This window comes from Micromonospora sp. WMMC273, from assembly GCF_027460285.1.
In the GTDB taxonomy this organism is placed as follows: domain Bacteria; phylum Actinomycetota; class Actinomycetes; order Mycobacteriales; family Micromonosporaceae; genus Micromonospora; species Micromonospora aurantiaca.
On sequence record NZ_JAPZBE010000001.1, the window covers coordinates 2,783,321 to 2,800,107 of the forward strand.

Below are 16,787 nucleotides of genomic sequence, written 5' to 3' on the forward strand. Positions count from 1 at the left end.
TCCCCGCCGCGCCACCGCACCCCCACCCCCGAACGCCTCTCCACCTCCCCCGGGAAGAAGGTGTCCGTCCACCATGTCCAGACTCCGTACCGGAATCGTCGCGGTGCTCGCCGCGGTCGGCCTGGTCGTCACCGCGGCCCCGGCCCCACCGGCCCTCGCCGCCGGCGGCCCGAACCTCGCCGCCGGGCGCACCGCCACCGCCAGCAGCGTCAACGGCCCCTACGTCGCGGCCAACCTGACCGACGGCAACCAGGGCAGCTACTGGGAGAGCAGCGGCGCGCTGCCCCAGTGGGCACAGGTCGACCTCGGCACCAGCCGCGCCGTCGACCAGGTCGTGCTGAAGCTCCCTGCTGTCTGGGAGGCGCGTACCCAGACGCTGTCCGTGCAGGCCAGCGCCGACGGCAGCGGCTTCACCACTGTCGTCGCGCCCGCCGCCCGCACGTTCAGCCCGGCCGCCGCCAACACCGTGACGCTCGGCTTCACCGCCACCGACGCCCGCTACCTGCGGGTCGTGATCACCGCGAACACCGGCTGGGCCGCCGCGCAGCTCGCCGAACTGGAGGTGTACGGCGCGGCCACCTCCTCGACCAACCTGGCGCTCGGCCGGACCATGACCGAGAGCGGCCACGCCGACGTGTACGGCGCGGGCAACGCCAACGACGGCAACGCGGCCACCTACTGGGAGAGCCCGAACAACGCGTTCCCGCAGTGGATCCAGGCCGACCTGGGCGCCGCCACCAGCGTCAACCGGCTGGTGCTGCGGCTGCCGTCCGGCTGGGGCGCGCGCACCCAGACGATCACCGTGCAGGGCAGCACGAACGGCTCCACCTTCGGCACGCTCGTCGGGTCCGCGTCGTACGCGTTCGACCCGGGCGGCGGCAACACCGTGACGGTCACAGTGCCCACCGCGTCGACGCGGTACGTGCGGCTGCTGTTCACCGCGAACAGCGCCTGGCCCGCTGGGCAGCTCGGCGAGCTGGAGGTCTACGGCCCGGTCACCGGCGACACCCAGGCGCCGAGCGCGCCCGGCAACCTCGCGTTCACCGAGCCCGCCACCGACCAGGTGCGGCTGACCTGGACCGCGTCCACCGACAACGTCGGCGTCACCGGCTACGACGTGTACGCAAACGGCGTGCTGCGCACCACCGTCGGCGACAGCACGCTGACGTACACCGACACCCAGCCGGCCGGGACGACAGTCTCCTACTACGTGCGGGCGCGGGACGCGGCCGGGAACGTGTCGGCGAACAGCAACACGGTCACCCGGACCGGCAACACCGGGGACACGGTCGCGCCCACCGCGCCCGGCAACCTGGCCTACACCCAGCCGGCGAGCGGGCAGATCCGGCTGACCTGGACCGCGTCCACGGACAACGTGGGCGTCACCGGCTACGAGGTTTACGCCAACGGCACGCTGCGCACCACGGTCAGCGGGTCCACGCTCACGTACACCGACAGCCAGCCGGACAGCGCCACCGTCTCGTACCACGTGCGGGCGCGCGACGCCGCCGGGAACGTGTCGGCGAACAGCAACACCGTCACCCGTACCGGCAGCGGCACCGGCGGCACCAACCTGGCGGCCGGCAAGCCCGCCACCGCGTCGTCGATGGTGCACGTGTTCGCCGCCGCCAACGCCGTCGACAACGACGTCACCACGTACTGGGAGGGCGCGCCCGGCTCGTACCCGAGCACGCTCACCGTCGCGCTCGGCGCCAACGCCGCGATCAGCGCCGTCGTGGTGAAGCTGAACCCGGACCCGGCGTGGGGCGCGCGCACCCAGACGTTCCAGGTGCTCGGGCGGGAGCAGTCCGCGTCCGGGTTCACCAGCCTGGTCGGCTCCGCCACGTACTCCTTCAACCCGAACAGCGCCAACACGGTGACCGTCCCGGTCTCCGCGACCGCCGCCGACGTCCGGCTCCAGTTCACCGCGAACTCCGGCTCCTCCAACGGCCAGGTCGCCGAACTCCAGGTCATCGGCGTCCCGGCGCCGAACCCGGACCTCACCGTCACCGCCGTCACCGCCTCGCCGTCCGCGCCGGTGGAGACCGACGCGATCACGCTGTCCGCCACCGTGCGCAACGCCGGCACCGCGGCCTCCGCCGCCACCGACGTCAACCTCTACCTGGGTACGACGAAGGTCGGCACCGCCGCCGTCGGCGCGCTCGCCGCGGGCGCGTCGAGCACCGTCTCGGCGAGCATCGGCGTACGCGACGCCGGCAGCTACCCGCTCACCGCGAAGGTCGACGAGTCGAACGCGGTGATCGAGCAGAACGAGGCGAACAACTCCTACACCAGCCCGACCCCGCTGACCGTCAGCCCGGTCGCCAGCTCCGACCTGGTCGCCTCCGCCGTCACCTGGTCACCCGGCACGCCGAGCGCCGGCGCCACCGTCTCCTTCGCGGTGACGCTGCGCAACCAGGGCACCATCGCGTCGGCGAGCGGCGCGCACGGCATCACGCTGACGGTGCGCGACCAGTCCGGAGCGGTGGTCCGCACGCTCACCGGCTCGTACAGCGGCACGATCGCCGCCGGGGCCAGCGCCGGACCGGTGTCGCTGGGCACCTGGACCGCCGCGAACGGCCGGTACACGGTGCGGGTGGTGCTCGCCGACGACGCCAACGAGCTGCCTGTCAAGCGGCAGAACAACACCAGCGACCGGGCGCTGTTCGTCGGTCGCGGGGCGAACCTGCCGTACGACGCGTACGAGGCAGAGGACGGCACGACCGGCGGCGGCGCGCAGGTGATCGGCCCGAACCGGACCATCGGCGACCTCGCCGGGGAGGCGTCCGGCCGCCGCGCGGTCACACTGAACACCACCGGCGCGTACGTCGAGTGGACCACCCGTTCGGCGGCCAACGCCCTGGTCGCCCGCTTCTCCATCCCGGACGCGCCGGGCGGCGGCGGGATCGACTCGACCATCAACGTCTACGTCAACGGCGTGCTGCACAAGCCGATGAGTCTCACCTCGAAGCACATCTGGCTCTACGGCGCCGAGGCCGGGCCGAGCGACTCGCCGAGCGCCGGGGCACCCCGGCACCTGTACGACGAGGCGAACGTACTGCTCGACACCACGGTCCCGGCCGGTAGCCGGATCCGGCTCCAGAAGGACCCGGCGAACACCACCACGTACGCGATCGACTTCGTCGACACCGAACTGGTGTCTCCGCGCGCCAACCCCGACCCGGCCCGCTACAGGGTGCCGACCGGGTTCAGCCACGCCGACGTGCAGAACGCGCTCGACGCGGTACGGATGGACACCACCGGCACCCTGGTCGGCGTCTACCTGCCCGCCGGCACGTACGAGACGGCGCAGAAGTTCCAGGTGTACGGCAAGGCGGTGCAGGTCGTCGGCGCCGGCATGTGGTTCACCCGCTTCCAGACGCCGCGCAACCAGCAGAACACCGACGCCGGTTTCCGGGTCGAGTCCTCGGCCAGCGGCTCGACCTTCGCCCACCTGGCGTTCTTCGGCAACTACACCAACCGGATCGACGGGCCCGGCAAGGTGTGGGGCGAGTTGAAGGACGTGGACGACCTGACGCTGGACAGCGTCTGGGTGGAGCACACCGTGTGCGCGTACTGGGGGGTGAGTGTGGACGGGCTGACCATCCGGGACAGCCGGTTCCGCAACACCTTCGCCGACGCGGTGAACATGACCAACGGCAGCACGAACAACCTGGTCACCAACTCGGAGGGCCGCTCCAACGGCGACGACGCGTTCGCGCTGTTCTCCGCCACCGACCAGGGCGGCTCCGGCGGCAACCACGGCAACGTGTTCGAGAACCTGACCGCCACGCTGACCTGGCGGGCGGCCGGGCTGGCGGTGTACGGCGGCTACGACAACGTGTTCCGCAACCTGTACATCGCCGACCAATTGACGTACTCGGGCATCACGATCAGCTCGCTGGACTTCGGCTACCCGTTCGTCGGGTTCGGCGCCAGCCCGCCCACCCGGTTCGAGAACATCTCACTGATCCGGTCCGGCGGGCACTTCTGGGGGGCGCAGACGTTCCCGGCGATGTGGTTGTTCTCCGCCTCGAAGGAGTTCCGTGGCATCCGGGTGACCGACGTGGACATCGTCGATCCGACGTACTCGGGGATCATGTTCCAGACCAAGTACAACGGCAGCCAGCCGGAGAACCCGATCACCGACACGGTGCTGACGAACGTGTCGATCTCGGGGGCGCGGCGCAGCGGTGACGCGTTCGACGCGAAGTCGGGCTTCGGCATCTGGGTCAACGAGATGCCCGAGGCGGGCCAGGGCCCCGCGGTCGGCGCCGCCACCTTCACCAACCTCCGCCTGACCGACAACGCCCAGGACATCAAGAACACCACCACAACCTTCACCATCACCCGCAACTGACCCCGACCCCCGCCCCCGCCACGCCCCCCTCCCACCCCCCGCGATCTTGCGCTTTCGGCCCCCGTGATGCCGGATTACTCCTGGTATGAGGGGCACCAAACTGCAAGATCGCGGGGCGGGGGCGGGGGCGGGGCCAGGGCGGGGCCCGGGCGGGGCCGAACGCCGATCTTGGAGTTGTGGCGCCTCTGATAGCGGGGCGAAGCCGGCAAGATGTGGCACCACAAGTCCAAGATCGACGGTGGTGTGAGCCGTTGCCGTGGTCAGTGGGGGAGGGTGGTGGAGAGGCGGCGGATCGCCTCGTCCATCTGCTCGGGAGGGGCGGCGGCGTAGGTCAGGCGCAGGTGGGGTGCGGGGGGTTCTGCCGCGTACCAGGGGCGGCCGGGGAAGACGATGACGCCCGCCGCGGCGGCCGCAGTGGTCACCGCCACGTCGTCGGTGTTGTCGGGCAGGCGTACCCACAGGTGCAGGCCGCCGCGCGGGACGTCGCGCGGCGCCAGCGAGGGCAGGTGCCGGTCCAGCGCGGCGAGCAGCGCCTCCCGGCGGGCGCGCAGCTGTACGCGCAGGCTGCGGCGGTGCCGGTCCCAGGCCGGCGCGCTGAGGAATTCGACTGTGGCCTGTTGCAGCGGCCCGGCCACGAAGAGGTCGTCGAGCAGGCGGGCGGCGCGCAGTCGCGCCCCGGCCGGCCCGCGCGCGCCGATCGCGGCGATGCGCAGGCCGGGCGCTGTGGACTTGGTCAGCGAGCGCAGGTAGACGACGTGTCCGTCCGGGTCGTCGGCGGCCAGTGGCGGCGGGGCCTCGCCGTCGATGGCGAGGTCGCGGGCGTAGTCGTCCTCGACCAAGAACGCCCCGGCCTCGCGTATCGCCTCCGCCACCTCGCCGCGCCGGGCGGCGGACAGGGTCGCGCCGTGCGGGTTGGCGTACAGGGGCTGGCAGTAGAACAGGCGCGCGCCGGTACGGGCGAACGCGGCGGCGAGCTGGTCGGGGCGTACCCCGTCGGTGTCGGCGGGGACGGGCACCACCCGCAGCCCGGCGGCGCGCGCGGCGGCGAGCGCGCCCAGGTAGGTGGGGGACTCGACCAGGATCGTGTCGCCGGGGACGGTGAGCGCCCGCAGCGTGGAGGAGAGCGCGGCCTGCCCGCCCGGGCAGATCACCATGTCCTCGGCGCGCAGGCCGCCACCCGCCTCGCGGGCGAACCAGGCGCGCAGGTCGGCGCGTCCCTCGACCGGGCCGCGCTGCCACGCCGCCGGCTGCCGAGCGGCGCGGGCGAGCGCCGCACCGAGCGCGGCGGCCGGCTGGAGATCCGGGTCCAGATAGCCGCCGGTCAGCGGGATCGTGCCCGACGGCGGTAGCGCCAGCAGCGCCTGCATCTCCTCCTCGCCGCCCCGCCGCGAGCCGAGCGCGACTGTCTGCCACGACAGGTCCGCCCGCGGTGGGTCGGCTCGGCGGGCCGCCACGTACGCGCCGCGGCCCGGACGTGTCTCGACCAGCCCGTCCGCGACGAGCCGCCGGGTCGCCTCGGCGACCGTCACGGGGGAGACGTGATGGTGCGCGGTCAGCTCCCGTACCGACGGCAGCCGCGTGCCGGGCGCGGCGTCAGCCGCCAGCGCACCCAGATGCCGGACCACACGGTCGATAGCGCTACCATCGTTCATGACGGAACAGAGTAGCGCTACTGCACCGACGACGGTAACGGTGAGACCGGGCGCCGGGATCGCCCTCGGCGCGCTGGGCGTCCTGGCCTTCAGCATGTCGCTGCCGGCCACCCGTGTTGCGGTGCACACACTCGACCCCTGGTTCGTGGCGTTCGGACGGGCCGTCGGCGCAGCGTTGCTCGCGTGGGCCTACCTGCGGCTGACCGGCGCGCCGCGCCCCACCCGGGACCAGTGGCGACGGCTGTCGATCGTCGCGCTCGGCGTCGTGGTCGGCTTCCCGCTGTTCACCTCGCTGGCGCTCACCACGCAGACATCAGCGCACGGCGCCGTGGTCGTCACCGTGCTGCCCGCGATGACCGCCGTGTTCGCGGTACTGCGCGCCGGCGAACGGCCGCCGCCGCTGTTCTGGCTCGCCGGTGCCGCCGGCCTGGCGCTGGTGCTCGCGTTCCTCGCCGCGAGCGGCTCGATGCGCGGCGCGCTGTCGGCCGCCGACCTGTTCCTGCTCGCCGCCGTGGTGCTCTGCGGACTCGGGTACGCCGAGGGCGGCCAGCTGGCCCGCGACCTCGGCGGCGCCCGGACGATCTGCTGGGCGTTGCTGCTGTCGCTCCCGGTCACCGTGCCGGTCACGGCGGTGGCCGCACTCGTCCACCCGCCGCAGGGCGGCGCCGCCGCCTGGACCGGGTTCGGCTACCTCACAGTGGTGTCGATGTTCCTCGGCTTCTTCGCCTGGTACGCCGGGCTGGCCCGGGGCGGCATCGCCAAGGTGGGGCAGATCCAGCTCGTTCAGCCGGTGCTCACGCTGATCTGGTCGGCAGTGCTGCTCGGTGAGGCGGTCACGCCCGGTGCGCTGGTGGTGGCGGGCGCGGTGCTGGCCTGCGTCGTGCTCATCCAGCGCACCCGGGGCGGCGCGGTGCCGGCGCACGCCCCGGGCGAGCCGGCCTCAGCAGGCCGCGATGGTGCCGGTCACGCTGGAGACGTACGCGTGGCTGACGAAGTGTCCTGACGCGAGGCGGTTCCACTGGCTGGTGGTCCGGTACGGGCCGCTCACCGACTGGCCGGTGACGGAGCACTCGATCGGCACGTCGGCGTACGTGGCGGCCAGCCCGACGACGGGGTTGCTCGTGCTGGGGCCGGAGCGGATGTTGAGCGGGCCGCTGCCGATCCGGCCCCGGGTGCCGGTGCCGGTCCAGAGGTAGGCGACGTCGACCCAGGCGTTGTCGGTCAGCAGCAGGCCGTCCCAGAACGTGCCGTCGGCGAGGTCGATGCCGGCCGGGCTGCCGACCACCCGTCCGAACTGGTCCCGCCCTCCGTTGTAGCCGCTCTGGTACGCCGCCTGCGCCTCGGGCCGGCCCTGCGGCAGGTCCTTCCACATCTCCCGGGTGCTGCTGGGGTTCCAGTAGTCGTCCCTGGTGTTCCACGGTCCGACGTCCCAGACCGGCGCGTACTCGCAGCGGCTGCGGGTGGTGGTGCAGACCCGCACGGTGTAGTCGCCGGTGTTCTTCGGCGCGAGGCCCCGGAACGAGGGCAGCGCGACGAAGTGGTCCCGGGAGACGATCACGTGCCCGTTGGCGGTGGTGCCGCCGACCAGGCCCTCGCGGGTGGCGTACACCCGGTAGGTGAGGCCCGGGGTGGCTGCCGTGACGGCGGCGACCGAGTCGGCGGTGAGCCGCACCCGGCGCAGGGCGGGCGCGGCGGCCGGCCGGCCGGCGGTGAGCGCGACGCGGATCTGCACCCGGGTGACCGGCTGGTCGAAGACGGCGCCGCCGGCGGCGGAGCGCCACTCGGTCCACCCGCCCGATCGCCAGCCGCGCGCCGCCACCTCGACGGCGCCGTCGGGGCCGGGTGTCGCGACGATGTCGGCGCGGACCCGGTTGGCCGGTACGGCGAGCGAATGCGGCGTGACGACGAGCGTGCCCTCGGCCGCGATGCCGTGCCGGGCCGCGGGTCGGTGGGCCGGGTCGGCGAGGCGGAGTTCCGTGCCGGTCCAGCGGACGTTGACGTCGTCGGAGTCGACGGCAGTGAGGTCGGCGCTCCACGTGTTCTCGGTGGCCGCCGGGGCCGTCAGTGGTGCGGCGGGTGCCGGCGAGGCGGCCAACACGGCGGCGACGACGCCGGCGACCGCCGCGAGCGGGCGGGTCCTGCGGGAATGGGGCATGACGCTCCTCGTGGGGGCATGAGGTAGACAAACTTCGATGCCAGGGTGGGGTGCAGGCAATCATCGATCTCGCGTCCCGTCAAGGCGGCGCCCTCCCGCGCCCGGTGGCCGGAGTAGTGCAAAAAACCTGCAAACGCCAGCTCTTGCCTTCCTGGAAAGCGCTTTCATACGATTGCGTTACATCGATGTTTCATGTGCGGGCCGGGCATCGCAGATGAACCACATTCGCTGGCGGCGCGCCTGATCGCGTCGCGGCTCCTCATTATTCCCATTCGGTGACTGCCGCTGCTCGGCGGCAATTCCCGCATGCTCGAAAAAGGAATGAGGCGACATGAGAAGACCAGTCGCGCTGCGACTCCACGCGGCACTGGCCACGGCGGCCGTCGGTATCGCCGTCGCCGTGGTGCTGCCGTCCCCGCAGGCATCGGCGGCGGCCGGCAGCGCCACCGGCTACGCCACCCAGAACGGCGGCACCACCGGCGGCGCGGGCGGGCAGACCGTACGCGCCACCACCGGCACCGCCATCCACACCGCGCTCTGCGGCCGGGCCAGCAGCAGCACCCCGATCACCATCGAGGTGACCGGTACCATCAACCACGGCAACACCAGCAAGGTCTCCGGGTCGAGCTGCAACACCGCGGACGGCGTGATCGAGCTGAAGCAGATCAGCAACGTCACCATCATCGGTGTGGGCAGCGGCGCCGTCTTCGACCAGCTCGGCATCCACATCCGCGACTCGCGCAACATCATCATCCGGAACGTGACGGTGCGCAACGTCAAGAAGTCGGGCTCGCCCACCTCCAACGGCGGCGACGCGATCGGCATGGAGAGCAGCGTCCGCAACGTGTGGGTCGACCACGTCACGCTGGAGGCGTCCGGCGGGGAGTCGGAGGGCTACGACGGCCTGTTCGACATGAAGGACGACACCCAGTACGTGACGCTGTCGTACAGCATCCTGCGCAACTCCGGCCGGGGTGGCCTGATCGGATCGAGCGAGAGCGACCGCGGCAACGGCTACATCACGTTCGAGCACAACCTGTACGAGAACATCGACTCCCGTACGCCGCTGCTGCGCGGCGGCATCGCCCACATGTTCAACAACCACTACACCGGGCTGCACGAGTCGGGCATCAACTCCCGCGCCGGCGCGCGGGCCAAGGTGGACAACAACTACTTCCGCAACTCCAAGGACGTGCTCGGCACGTTCTACACCAGCGAGCGCGGCACCTGGCAGGTCAGTGGCAACATCTTCGACAACGTGACCTGGTCCTCGCCCGGGAGCGACAACTACCCGGCGGGGCCGAACGTGACGTCCACGACCACCGTCAGCGTTCCGTACTCGTACCGGCTCGACGCGGCGAGCTGCGTGCCGGACATCGTGCGGCAGACGGCGGGCGCCAACACCGGCCTGCGGGTGTCCGACGGCAACTGCACGCCGCAGTCCCCGGCGCCGACCACGCCCGGGCCGACCACGCCCGCACCCACCACGCCGCCGCCCGGGACGACCACCCCGCCGCCGTCCGGCGGGACCAACCTGAGTCTGCTCTCCGGCGCCGGCGCGGACGGGTCCAGCAAGGCCGACGGCACCAGCTACGGCAACGTGCGCGACGGCAACCTGAGCACGTACTGGTCGCCGTCCGGGTCGACCGGCACCGTCTCGATCAAGTGGGGCTCGGCCACCACCGTGTCCCGCGTGGTCATCCGCGAGCCGTCGGGCACCTCGGGTTCGATCGGGTCCTGGCAGCTCGTCAACAACGACAACGGCGCGGTGCTGGCCTCCGGCAGCGGGGCCGGCCAGATCACCTTCGGCGCGACCTCGCTGAAGAAGATCAACTTCAAGATCAACAGCTCCAGCGGTACGCCGAGAGTCGGCGAGTTCGAGACGTACGCCAGCTAGCAGGTCACACGAGCGGGGGCGGCCGGTCCGGCCGCCCCCGCCCTTGTTCGTGTCCCCGGGTCAGAGGGTGAGCACGACGGTGGAGATGCTCCGCGCGCCGACGTTCACGGTGACCTGGTTGCCGTTCACGCCGACCGGCTGGCTCGCCGCGCTGGCGTTCTGCGACGTGGCCACGTACTCCGCCCGGCTGACGTTCTGCGGCGCCTGGATGATCGCGTTGTTCACCGCGCTGGTGGACCGGTTGAGGATCACCAGCGTGACCTTCCCGTCGCCGGAATAGGCGGTCACCTCCAGCGGCGACGCCTTCGAGCTCTTGGTCAGGGCGACCCGCTGGTAGCCGGGCCGCACGTACTTCGCGTACTGCGAGAACGCGTACCCGCGCTTGAGCGGCGCGCCCGCCACGGTGCCGTACGCGGACTCGCCGTCACCGATGAACGAGTAGTAGCGCTTGCCGTACCACCAGACGTACGCGCTCCAGTTCGACTCCATCGACTTGTGCACGGTGCGCATGATGTCGTCGAGCGTCTCGTTCCAGGCCGCGGCGTTGGCCGGGTTGCCCCAGATGTTGGAGCCGCCGCCGTCGGCCTCGTGCAGGTTCCACTCGGTCATCCACACCGGCTTGTTGTACTGCTGCGCCAGCGTGTACGGCTTCAGCCGGCCGGACGCCTCGGTGCCGTAGAGGTGACCGCCGATGTAGCCGATGTTGTTGCGGGCCGCCGCGTCGTTGAGCGTCGGGTCTGTGTAGCTGTAGTTCAGGTTCACCGCCTCGGCGACCATCAGCTTGGTGTTCTGCACCTTGGCGCCCTGCTCCCGCACGAAGGTCTGGAGTTCGGTGCCGCTCCAGTCCATCGAGTCGTAGTCCGGGTGCCAGTCCGGCTCGTTCTGCACGGACGTGACGTCGATCGTCACGCCCTGGTTGCGCATGTACTGGACGTAGCTGTTGAGGTGGCCTGCGTAGTCGTCGTAGTAGTCGGTGCGCAGCTTGCCGCCGTTGATCCGGCTGTTGTTCGTCTTCCAGGCCGCCGGGGCGGTCCACGGCGACGCCATGATCTTCACGTTCGACCCGTACGACTTCGCCGTGCGCAGCGCGCTGACCTGGGTTCCCCACTCGCCGGACACCGGCGAGATGCCGGTACGCACGATGGACAGGCCGAGCTGGTTGGGGCCGAGCCCGACGAGCGTCTGCGTCTCGGCCGTCGACCAGGCGCCGCCCCAGATCGACACGGCGGCGCCGAACCCGTCGATGGTCTGGTAGCGGCTGGCGGTGTTGACGGTGATGTCCGCCGCCCCGGTGGGCGGCGGGCTGCTCGGTGAGGTGGTCGGCGAACTCGTCGGCGACGTGGACGGCGAGGTGGACGGCGACGTCGGCGTCGTGCCACCGGTGCAGGTCACCCCGTTGAGCGCGAAGCTCGTCGGCGCGGGGTTGCTGCTGGTCCAGGCCCCGTTGAACCCGAACGACGTGCTGCCGTTCGTGGGGATGGACCCGTTGTAGTCGACGTTGCGGGCGCTGACCGCCGCTCCGCTCTGGGTCACCGTGGCGTTCCACGCCTGGGTGACGGTCTGGCCGGCGGCGTAGGACCAGGTGAGCGTCCAGCCGTTGACCGGATCACCCAGGTTGGTGACAGTCACGTTCGCGCCGAAGCCGCCCTGCCACTGCGACGACACGGCGTAGGTGACCGCACAGCCGGCGGCCGCCGCCCCGGCCGGCAGCGCCGCGGCCATCGCCGTCGACGCCAGCAGGACGGCCCCGGCCGACAACACCGCGGTACGGGTCGTTCTGTGCCTTCTCATCGGACCTCTCTCTCTCCTCGATCGGCCGGATCAGCGCTGGAGGGTGAGCAGTCCGGGTCGGTAGGGCAGGAGGCCGTAGTCGCCGCCGGAGTTGGGGGAGCGGCCCTGGTAGAGCAGTTGGAGGTTGCAGGGGTCGACGGTGAAGGTCTGGTCGGCGGTGGTGCGGATGAGTTCGCCGTGGCTGATGTCGTTGGTCCAGGTGGCGCCGCTGTTGGCCTTGCCGGCGAACGGGTTGGACTCGGTGGCGGCCTGCGGGGTCCACGATCCGCCCAGGCTGGTGGCGGTGAAGGAGCGGAAGTAGCGGCCCTGGGAGCCGATGGCCTCGACGATCATGAGGTAGCGGGTCTGGCCCTGGAGTTTGTAGACCTGCACGGCTTCGAACAGGTTGTTCGTCGAGTCGCTCATGATGGTGGTGTAGTTGGAGCCGAAGCTGCCGGGGAAGTTCCCGATCGGCATGCTGGAGCGGTAGATCTTGCCGTTGTCACCGGCGAAGAACAGGTACATGTTCTGGTCGTCGGCGATCAGGGTCTGGTCGATCGGGCCGGTGCCGGAGCCGGAGATGCTGCCGGTGAACAGCGGCTGCGCCGAGGACCACCCGTTCGGGTTCGTCGGATTCGTCGAGGTGCGGTAGGAGAACGCGGTCGGTCCCCACTGGTAGGCGAGCACCCAGATGTTGCGCGGCGCGAAGTAGAACAACGTCGGCGCCACAGTCCCCGACGACATCGCGTTCTGGCTGGCGGAGGCCATCTGCGACCAGTTCGAGAACAGACCGAAGTTCATCGACCCCCACGACGACCCGGTGTCGTGCGTGGTGGCGTAGACCAGGTGCTGCCCGTTGTACGGCACCACCGTGAAGTCCTTCAACGACACCCACCCCGAACGCGGCTGCGCCAACGCACCGGTCGAGGACCACCGGTACGACGACGGCAGGCTGCAGGTGTTGCCCGGCGGCGGGGTCGTGGGTGGCGCGGTGGTCGGCGGCGCCGTGGTGGGTGGCGCGGTGGTGGGTGTGCCGGTCGGGCCGCCGGTCGGCGTGGTGGTGCCGCCGGTGCAGGTCACCCCGTTGAGCGCGAAGCTGGTCGGCACCGGGTTGCTGCTGGTCCAGGAGCCGTTGAACCCGAACGACGTGTTGCCGTTCGTCGGGATCGACCCGTTGTAGTCGACGTTGCGCGCGGTGACAGCGGACCCGCTCTGGGTCAGGCTCGTGTTCCACGACTGGGTCACCGTCTGCCCGGCGCCGAACGACCACGTCAGCGTCCAGCTCGACACCGGGTCGCCGAGGTTCGTGATGGTGACGTTGGCGCCGAAGCCACCCTGCCACTGGGACGAGATCGCGTAGTTGACCGAGCAGCCCGCGGCGGCGGCCCCGGCGGGCAACTGCGCCACGGCGACCGACGCCGACGCGAGCAGCGCGGCGCCGGCCGACGCCAATATGGCATTGACTGACCTGGATCTGGACATGAATTGACCTCCTGCGGGGGCGGCGGCTCGGGCATTGGCGGTGGCGATTGTGTTGTGAGCGTTAACAGCCGCGTCAGGGATGTTACGGGAGCGCTCCCACGCACTCAACAACCCATTTCCCCACCCACCGAACCAGCCCGCACGCCCACCGCACGCCCACTCGCGCACCACCCACCCGCCCCAGTCTGGGTCGATCATGAAGTTGGCCGCACTCAATGCGGACAAATCCGCGGACTAACCTCATGATCGACGCGCTTCAGGGGTGCGGGCGGGAGGGGGAGAGGGAGGAGTCAGGCGGGGGTGCAGGGGGTGTTGTCGGCGGTGCAGGCGGCGGGGGCGTCGTGCGAGGGGTCCGGGTCGCGGACGTCGAAGCGGATGGTGGCGGACTCGCCGCCCGGCAACGCGCTCCCGGTGAACGTGACCACCGGTCCGTCCTGGGTGGCCTCGGCGCCGCTCACACTGCCCACTGTGGCGCCGTCGTGCAGCGTCACGGTGACCGTCCAGGTGGGACGTTGTGACGGGCCGGGATTGCGCAGCACCACCTGACCCCGGTAGCCGAAGACCCGGTCGGTGACCGTCTCGTAGGTGGCGCTCAGCGGTGCCGCCGCCACCGTCGAGGGCGTCGCGCTCGGCGTACGGCTGGGGGTGGGCGACGGTGTCGGCGAGGGCGACGCGCTGCGGCGGCTGGCGCTGGGCGTGGGTCGCGCGGTAGTGGGCCGGGCCGACGGCGTGGCGCTGGACGGCATGACCAGCGACCCCGTCGGGGCCGGCGCGGCCGGTGCGGGTGGCTCGCCGGCGGTGGCCCACACCGTCGCCCCGGCCGCAGCGGCGATCAGCGTCACCGCGCCGACCGCCAGCAGCACCCGGCGGCGCCCGGACCGGCGCTGGTCGTCGCCGAGCAGCCGGACCACAGGCAGTTCGGCGGTCAGGCCGCCCTCGGCGCGGCGCAGGTCGACGTTCTGGAACGCCAGCCAGTCGAGGATCGCGGGCAGTCGTCCGGTGACCGCCTGCTCGTGCTGCTCGGCGCGGGCGTCGGCGTCCCAGTCGCCCTCCTCGAGCACCTCGCGGACCGACAGCCGGGTGCCGTGCGCGGTGGGGGTGAGGTCGCAGGCGAGCCGGGTGGCCCGGCCGGCCTCCCGGCAGCGGACCACCAGCCGGTGCGGCGCGCGCAACTCGACGGTCTCCACCTCGGTGTCGCCGTCGTAGCCGGGCAGCGCGGCGGTGGCGAGGATCCACCGGTCGGACCTGGGCGCGCTGTCGGCGAACCACTTGGCCAGCAGCGCGCGTTCCGTGAGCGCCCGCCAGGTCCGGGCGGGCGGGTGGAACAGGTCGACCTCGGTGACGATCTCGATCACGCGGAGACTCTAGGGCCTGTGTCAAGGTCGCTGTGGGGCGCTGTCGCCCCCGTCGCGCCAGCGGGCCCGCCAGGCGGCCTCGCTCTCCTCGGCGCTGGCCTTCTCCTCGTGCATCAGCCGGCGCAACGCGACCCGCGAATCGGCGAAGATCACCAGTTCGGCCGCCACGAGCGCCACGCAGATCGCGGTGAGCAGACCCAGCGCGCCGAGCGCCGGCAGGTGCCGGCCGACCGGCAGCGCCGCGGCGAGCAGCACCACGGTGCCGACCCGGGTCCAGGACAGCGTCCGCAGCGCGCGCCACTGGAACGCCATGTTCGCGGCGAAGTAGACGAGCACACCACCGAAGAGCAGCGGCACCGCCGGTCCGTGGCCGCGCTCCATCGGGCCGCCGGCCGGGTCGGTGACGATGCGGACCAGTTCCTCGGCGCCGATCGCGAACAGGATCACCCCGGCGATCATGGGCAGGTAGAGGTAGGCGTACGCGTCGCGGGCGAGCGTCACCCGCGTGTGCCCCTGGGCGGCGTGCAGCGCGATCCGGGCGGCCGGGCCGATCATGTCGAAGTGCGCCCACCAGAGCGCCGCGGTGAACAGGATGCCGAAGATCGCCGCCGGGATGGCCGGCCAGGTCACGGGCTGGCCGAGCAGGTTGCCGCCGACGCCGACCGAGATGACCGACTCGCCGAGCGCGATGATCAGGATGAGGTCGTACCGTTCGGTCCAGTGCTCGGCCGAGGTGATCTTCCAGCCGTCGGTGCCGGCCAGCAGGCCACTGCTGTACTGGATGGCGACCACCGCGATCCACAGTCCGTCGCGCAGCCACGGGCCGACCTCCGGGGACACGCGCGGCGGCAGCAGCGCCGCCACCAGCAGCAGGCCGGCCGAGAGCAGCGCCTCCGGCAGGAACAGCCGCAGCTTGCGCCGGGCCGGCGGGTCGTCGCGCGTGGCGTACCAGTACAGGGAGGTGTGCACGAACCGGATCACCACGTAGCTGATGGTGACCAGGATCGGGCCGGCGCTGCCCTTGTCCAGGTCGCCGAACGTCTGCGGCAGCGCGAGCGCGAACGTGAACAGTGCGATCATGCCGACCACCATGAGGATCGGCACGAAGCCCTCGCCCAGGCGCAGCCGGGCGGCGACCGCGCTGTGCACCACCCAGCACCACCAGAGCACCGCGAGCACCAGTAGCGCGTGCAGCAGCTCGCCTGGGGTCACGTTGGCGGCGGTGGCGCGCGTGATGATGAAGAAGGACACCACGAAGACGAGGTCGAAGAAGATCTCGAACCGGTCGACCCGGGTGGCGGGGGCGACGCCGGTCGCCGGCCCGAGCCCTTTGCGCCACCGGTCGCCACCCACCGGGCGAGTGTGTCAGCCCAGGTCAGGCGGGGTGCTGCTTTCGCCGGCCATTCCACCGGTCCGACGGGCGAGCGGCGCGCTCAGCCCCCCGTGGGGGCGGCCAGGGCGAGCACGTCGCGCAGCACGTCGCGCAACGACCGCCCCGGGTGCTCCAGCCACTCGTGGGCGGCGATCCGCAGGGACGCGAGGAAGGTCGCCGCGACGATCCGGGCCCGCAGCACCGCGTCCGGTCCGGTCAGCCGGCGGGCCAGCTCCGCAGCCATCTCCCGCTCCAGGGCCGCGTACGCGCCGACCTGGTGGGCGGCGAGGCTCGGGTGGCCGTGCAGCCGGCGGCGCCGGCTGAGCCAGGGCTCCGCCGGGTCGTCGTAGCCGTCCTCGGCCTGGGCCAGGGCGGCCCGGGTCAGCGCCGCCCACGGCGACAGCTCGGCCGGTTGTTCCGCGACGAGCCTGAGGAGCCGGCGCAACCGCAGCGTGTCGCCGTGGAAGAGGGCCTCCTCCTTGCCGCCGAAGTAGTTGGAGAACGTCCGCCGGGAGACGTTCGCGGCGTCGGCGATCGCCTCGACGGTGATCCGGTCGGGCCCGTGCTCGACGGCGAGGGACAGCGCCGCCTCGTGCAGCGCCAGGCGGGTGGCCGCCTTCTTCCGCTCCCGCAACCCGGTGCACTCCTCCATGACAGCCAGCGTAGGTGACCGATTTCTCAATGGGCAAACTTGCCTACCGGGCAAGGTTTAGTGTTGATTGCTTGAGGCAACGAAGCGGCCAC

The 16,787-nt window shown here is 71.7% G+C and carries 10 protein-coding genes; 3 read left to right on the plus strand and 7 right to left on the minus strand.

All coding sequences use genetic code 11. From position 1 onward, the window contains the following. The first annotated feature begins 73 nt into the window (after positions 1 to 73). Positions 74 to 4,360: a discoidin domain-containing protein gene (locus O7611_RS12955; RefSeq protein WP_269696887.1), complete on the plus strand. Its 4,287-nt coding sequence runs from the start codon at positions 74 to 76 to the stop codon at positions 4,358 to 4,360. Between the two features lie 260 nt (positions 4,361 to 4,620). Here the strand turns inward: O7611_RS12955 and O7611_RS12960 are convergent, their stop codons facing one another. Beyond that, positions 4,621 to 6,012, minus strand: coding sequence for an aminotransferase-like domain-containing protein (locus O7611_RS12960; RefSeq protein ID WP_269696888.1), 1,392 nt, complete (start codon positions 6,010 to 6,012; stop codon positions 4,621 to 4,623). A gap of 40 nt (positions 6,013 to 6,052) precedes the next feature. Between O7611_RS12960 and O7611_RS12965 the strand changes: the two genes are divergently transcribed. After that, on the plus strand, positions 6,053 to 7,015 hold the full coding sequence (locus O7611_RS12965; RefSeq protein ID WP_269696889.1) for a DMT family transporter: 963 nt from the start codon (positions 6,053 to 6,055) through the stop codon (positions 7,013 to 7,015). On the opposite strand, the gene O7611_RS12970 is transcribed toward O7611_RS12965, so the two are convergent. Then, a complete protein-coding gene (locus tag O7611_RS12970; protein WP_269696890.1) occupies positions 6,953 to 8,167 on the minus strand; it encodes a hypothetical protein in 1,215 nt (404 codons plus the stop codon). The two genes, O7611_RS12965 and O7611_RS12970, sit on opposite strands and share 63 nt — an antisense overlap. A 331-nt stretch (positions 8,168 to 8,498) precedes the next feature. Between O7611_RS12970 and O7611_RS12975 the strand changes: the two genes are divergently transcribed. After that, positions 8,499 to 10,064 (plus strand): pectate lyase family protein, encoded by a 1,566-nt coding sequence (locus O7611_RS12975; RefSeq protein ID WP_269696891.1) that lies wholly within the window; start codon positions 8,499 to 8,501, stop codon positions 10,062 to 10,064. Positions 10,065 to 10,124: 60 nt separating this feature from the next. Here O7611_RS12975 and O7611_RS12980 read toward each other — a convergent pair whose 3' ends face one another. The 5 genes from O7611_RS12980 to O7611_RS13000 form a co-directional block, all read right to left on the minus strand. Continuing rightward, positions 10,125 to 11,855 (minus strand): cellulose binding domain-containing protein, encoded by a 1,731-nt coding sequence (locus O7611_RS12980; RefSeq protein WP_194801546.1) that lies wholly within the window; start codon positions 11,853 to 11,855, stop codon positions 10,125 to 10,127. 30 nt (positions 11,856 to 11,885) lie between these two features. Next, positions 11,886 to 13,316, minus strand: coding sequence for a non-reducing end alpha-L-arabinofuranosidase family hydrolase (locus tag O7611_RS12985; RefSeq protein WP_269696892.1), 1,431 nt, complete (start codon positions 13,314 to 13,316; stop codon positions 11,886 to 11,888). A gap of 290 nt (positions 13,317 to 13,606) precedes the next feature. Continuing rightward, positions 13,607 to 14,671 carry an SRPBCC domain-containing protein gene (locus O7611_RS12990; protein WP_269696893.1) on the minus strand — a complete coding sequence of 355 codons (1,065 nt, stop codon included), beginning with the start codon at positions 14,669 to 14,671 and terminating at the stop codon, positions 13,607 to 13,609. A gap of 21 nt (positions 14,672 to 14,692) precedes the next feature. Beyond that, entirely contained in the window at positions 14,693 to 16,024 is a 1,332-nt protein-coding gene (locus tag O7611_RS12995) for a low temperature requirement protein A (protein WP_194802406.1), read from the minus strand. 80 nt (positions 16,025 to 16,104) lie between these two features. Then, positions 16,105 to 16,695 carry a TetR/AcrR family transcriptional regulator gene (locus O7611_RS13000; protein WP_194802407.1) on the minus strand — a complete coding sequence of 197 codons (591 nt, stop codon included), beginning with the start codon at positions 16,693 to 16,695 and terminating at the stop codon, positions 16,105 to 16,107. Positions 16,696 to 16,787: the final 92 nt, after the last annotated feature.

What these genes read in the sequence shown, in the direction of transcription:
- O7611_RS12985 (WP_269696892.1), bottom strand. Translation starts at nt 13,316, where the DNA reads ATGTCCAGATCCAGGTCAGTCAATGCCATATTGGCGTCGGCCGGCGCC.
- O7611_RS12955 (WP_269696887.1), top strand. Translation starts at nt 74, where the DNA reads ATGTCCAGACTCCGTACCGGAATCGTCGCGGTGCTCGCCGCGGTCGGC.
- O7611_RS12975 (WP_269696891.1), top strand. Translation starts at nt 8,499, where the DNA reads ATGAGAAGACCAGTCGCGCTGCGACTCCACGCGGCACTGGCCACGGCG.
- O7611_RS12970 (WP_269696890.1), bottom strand. Translation starts at nt 8,167, where the DNA reads ATGCCCCATTCCCGCAGGACCCGCCCGCTCGCGGCGGTCGCCGGCGTC.
- O7611_RS13000 (WP_194802407.1), bottom strand. Translation starts at nt 16,695, where the DNA reads ATGGAGGAGTGCACCGGGTTGCGGGAGCGGAAGAAGGCGGCCACCCGC.
- O7611_RS12960 (WP_269696888.1), bottom strand. Translation starts at nt 6,012, where the DNA reads ATGAACGATGGTAGCGCTATCGACCGTGTGGTCCGGCATCTGGGTGCG.
- O7611_RS12980 (WP_194801546.1), bottom strand. Translation starts at nt 11,855, where the DNA reads ATGAGAAGGCACAGAACGACCCGTACCGCGGTGTTGTCGGCCGGGGCC.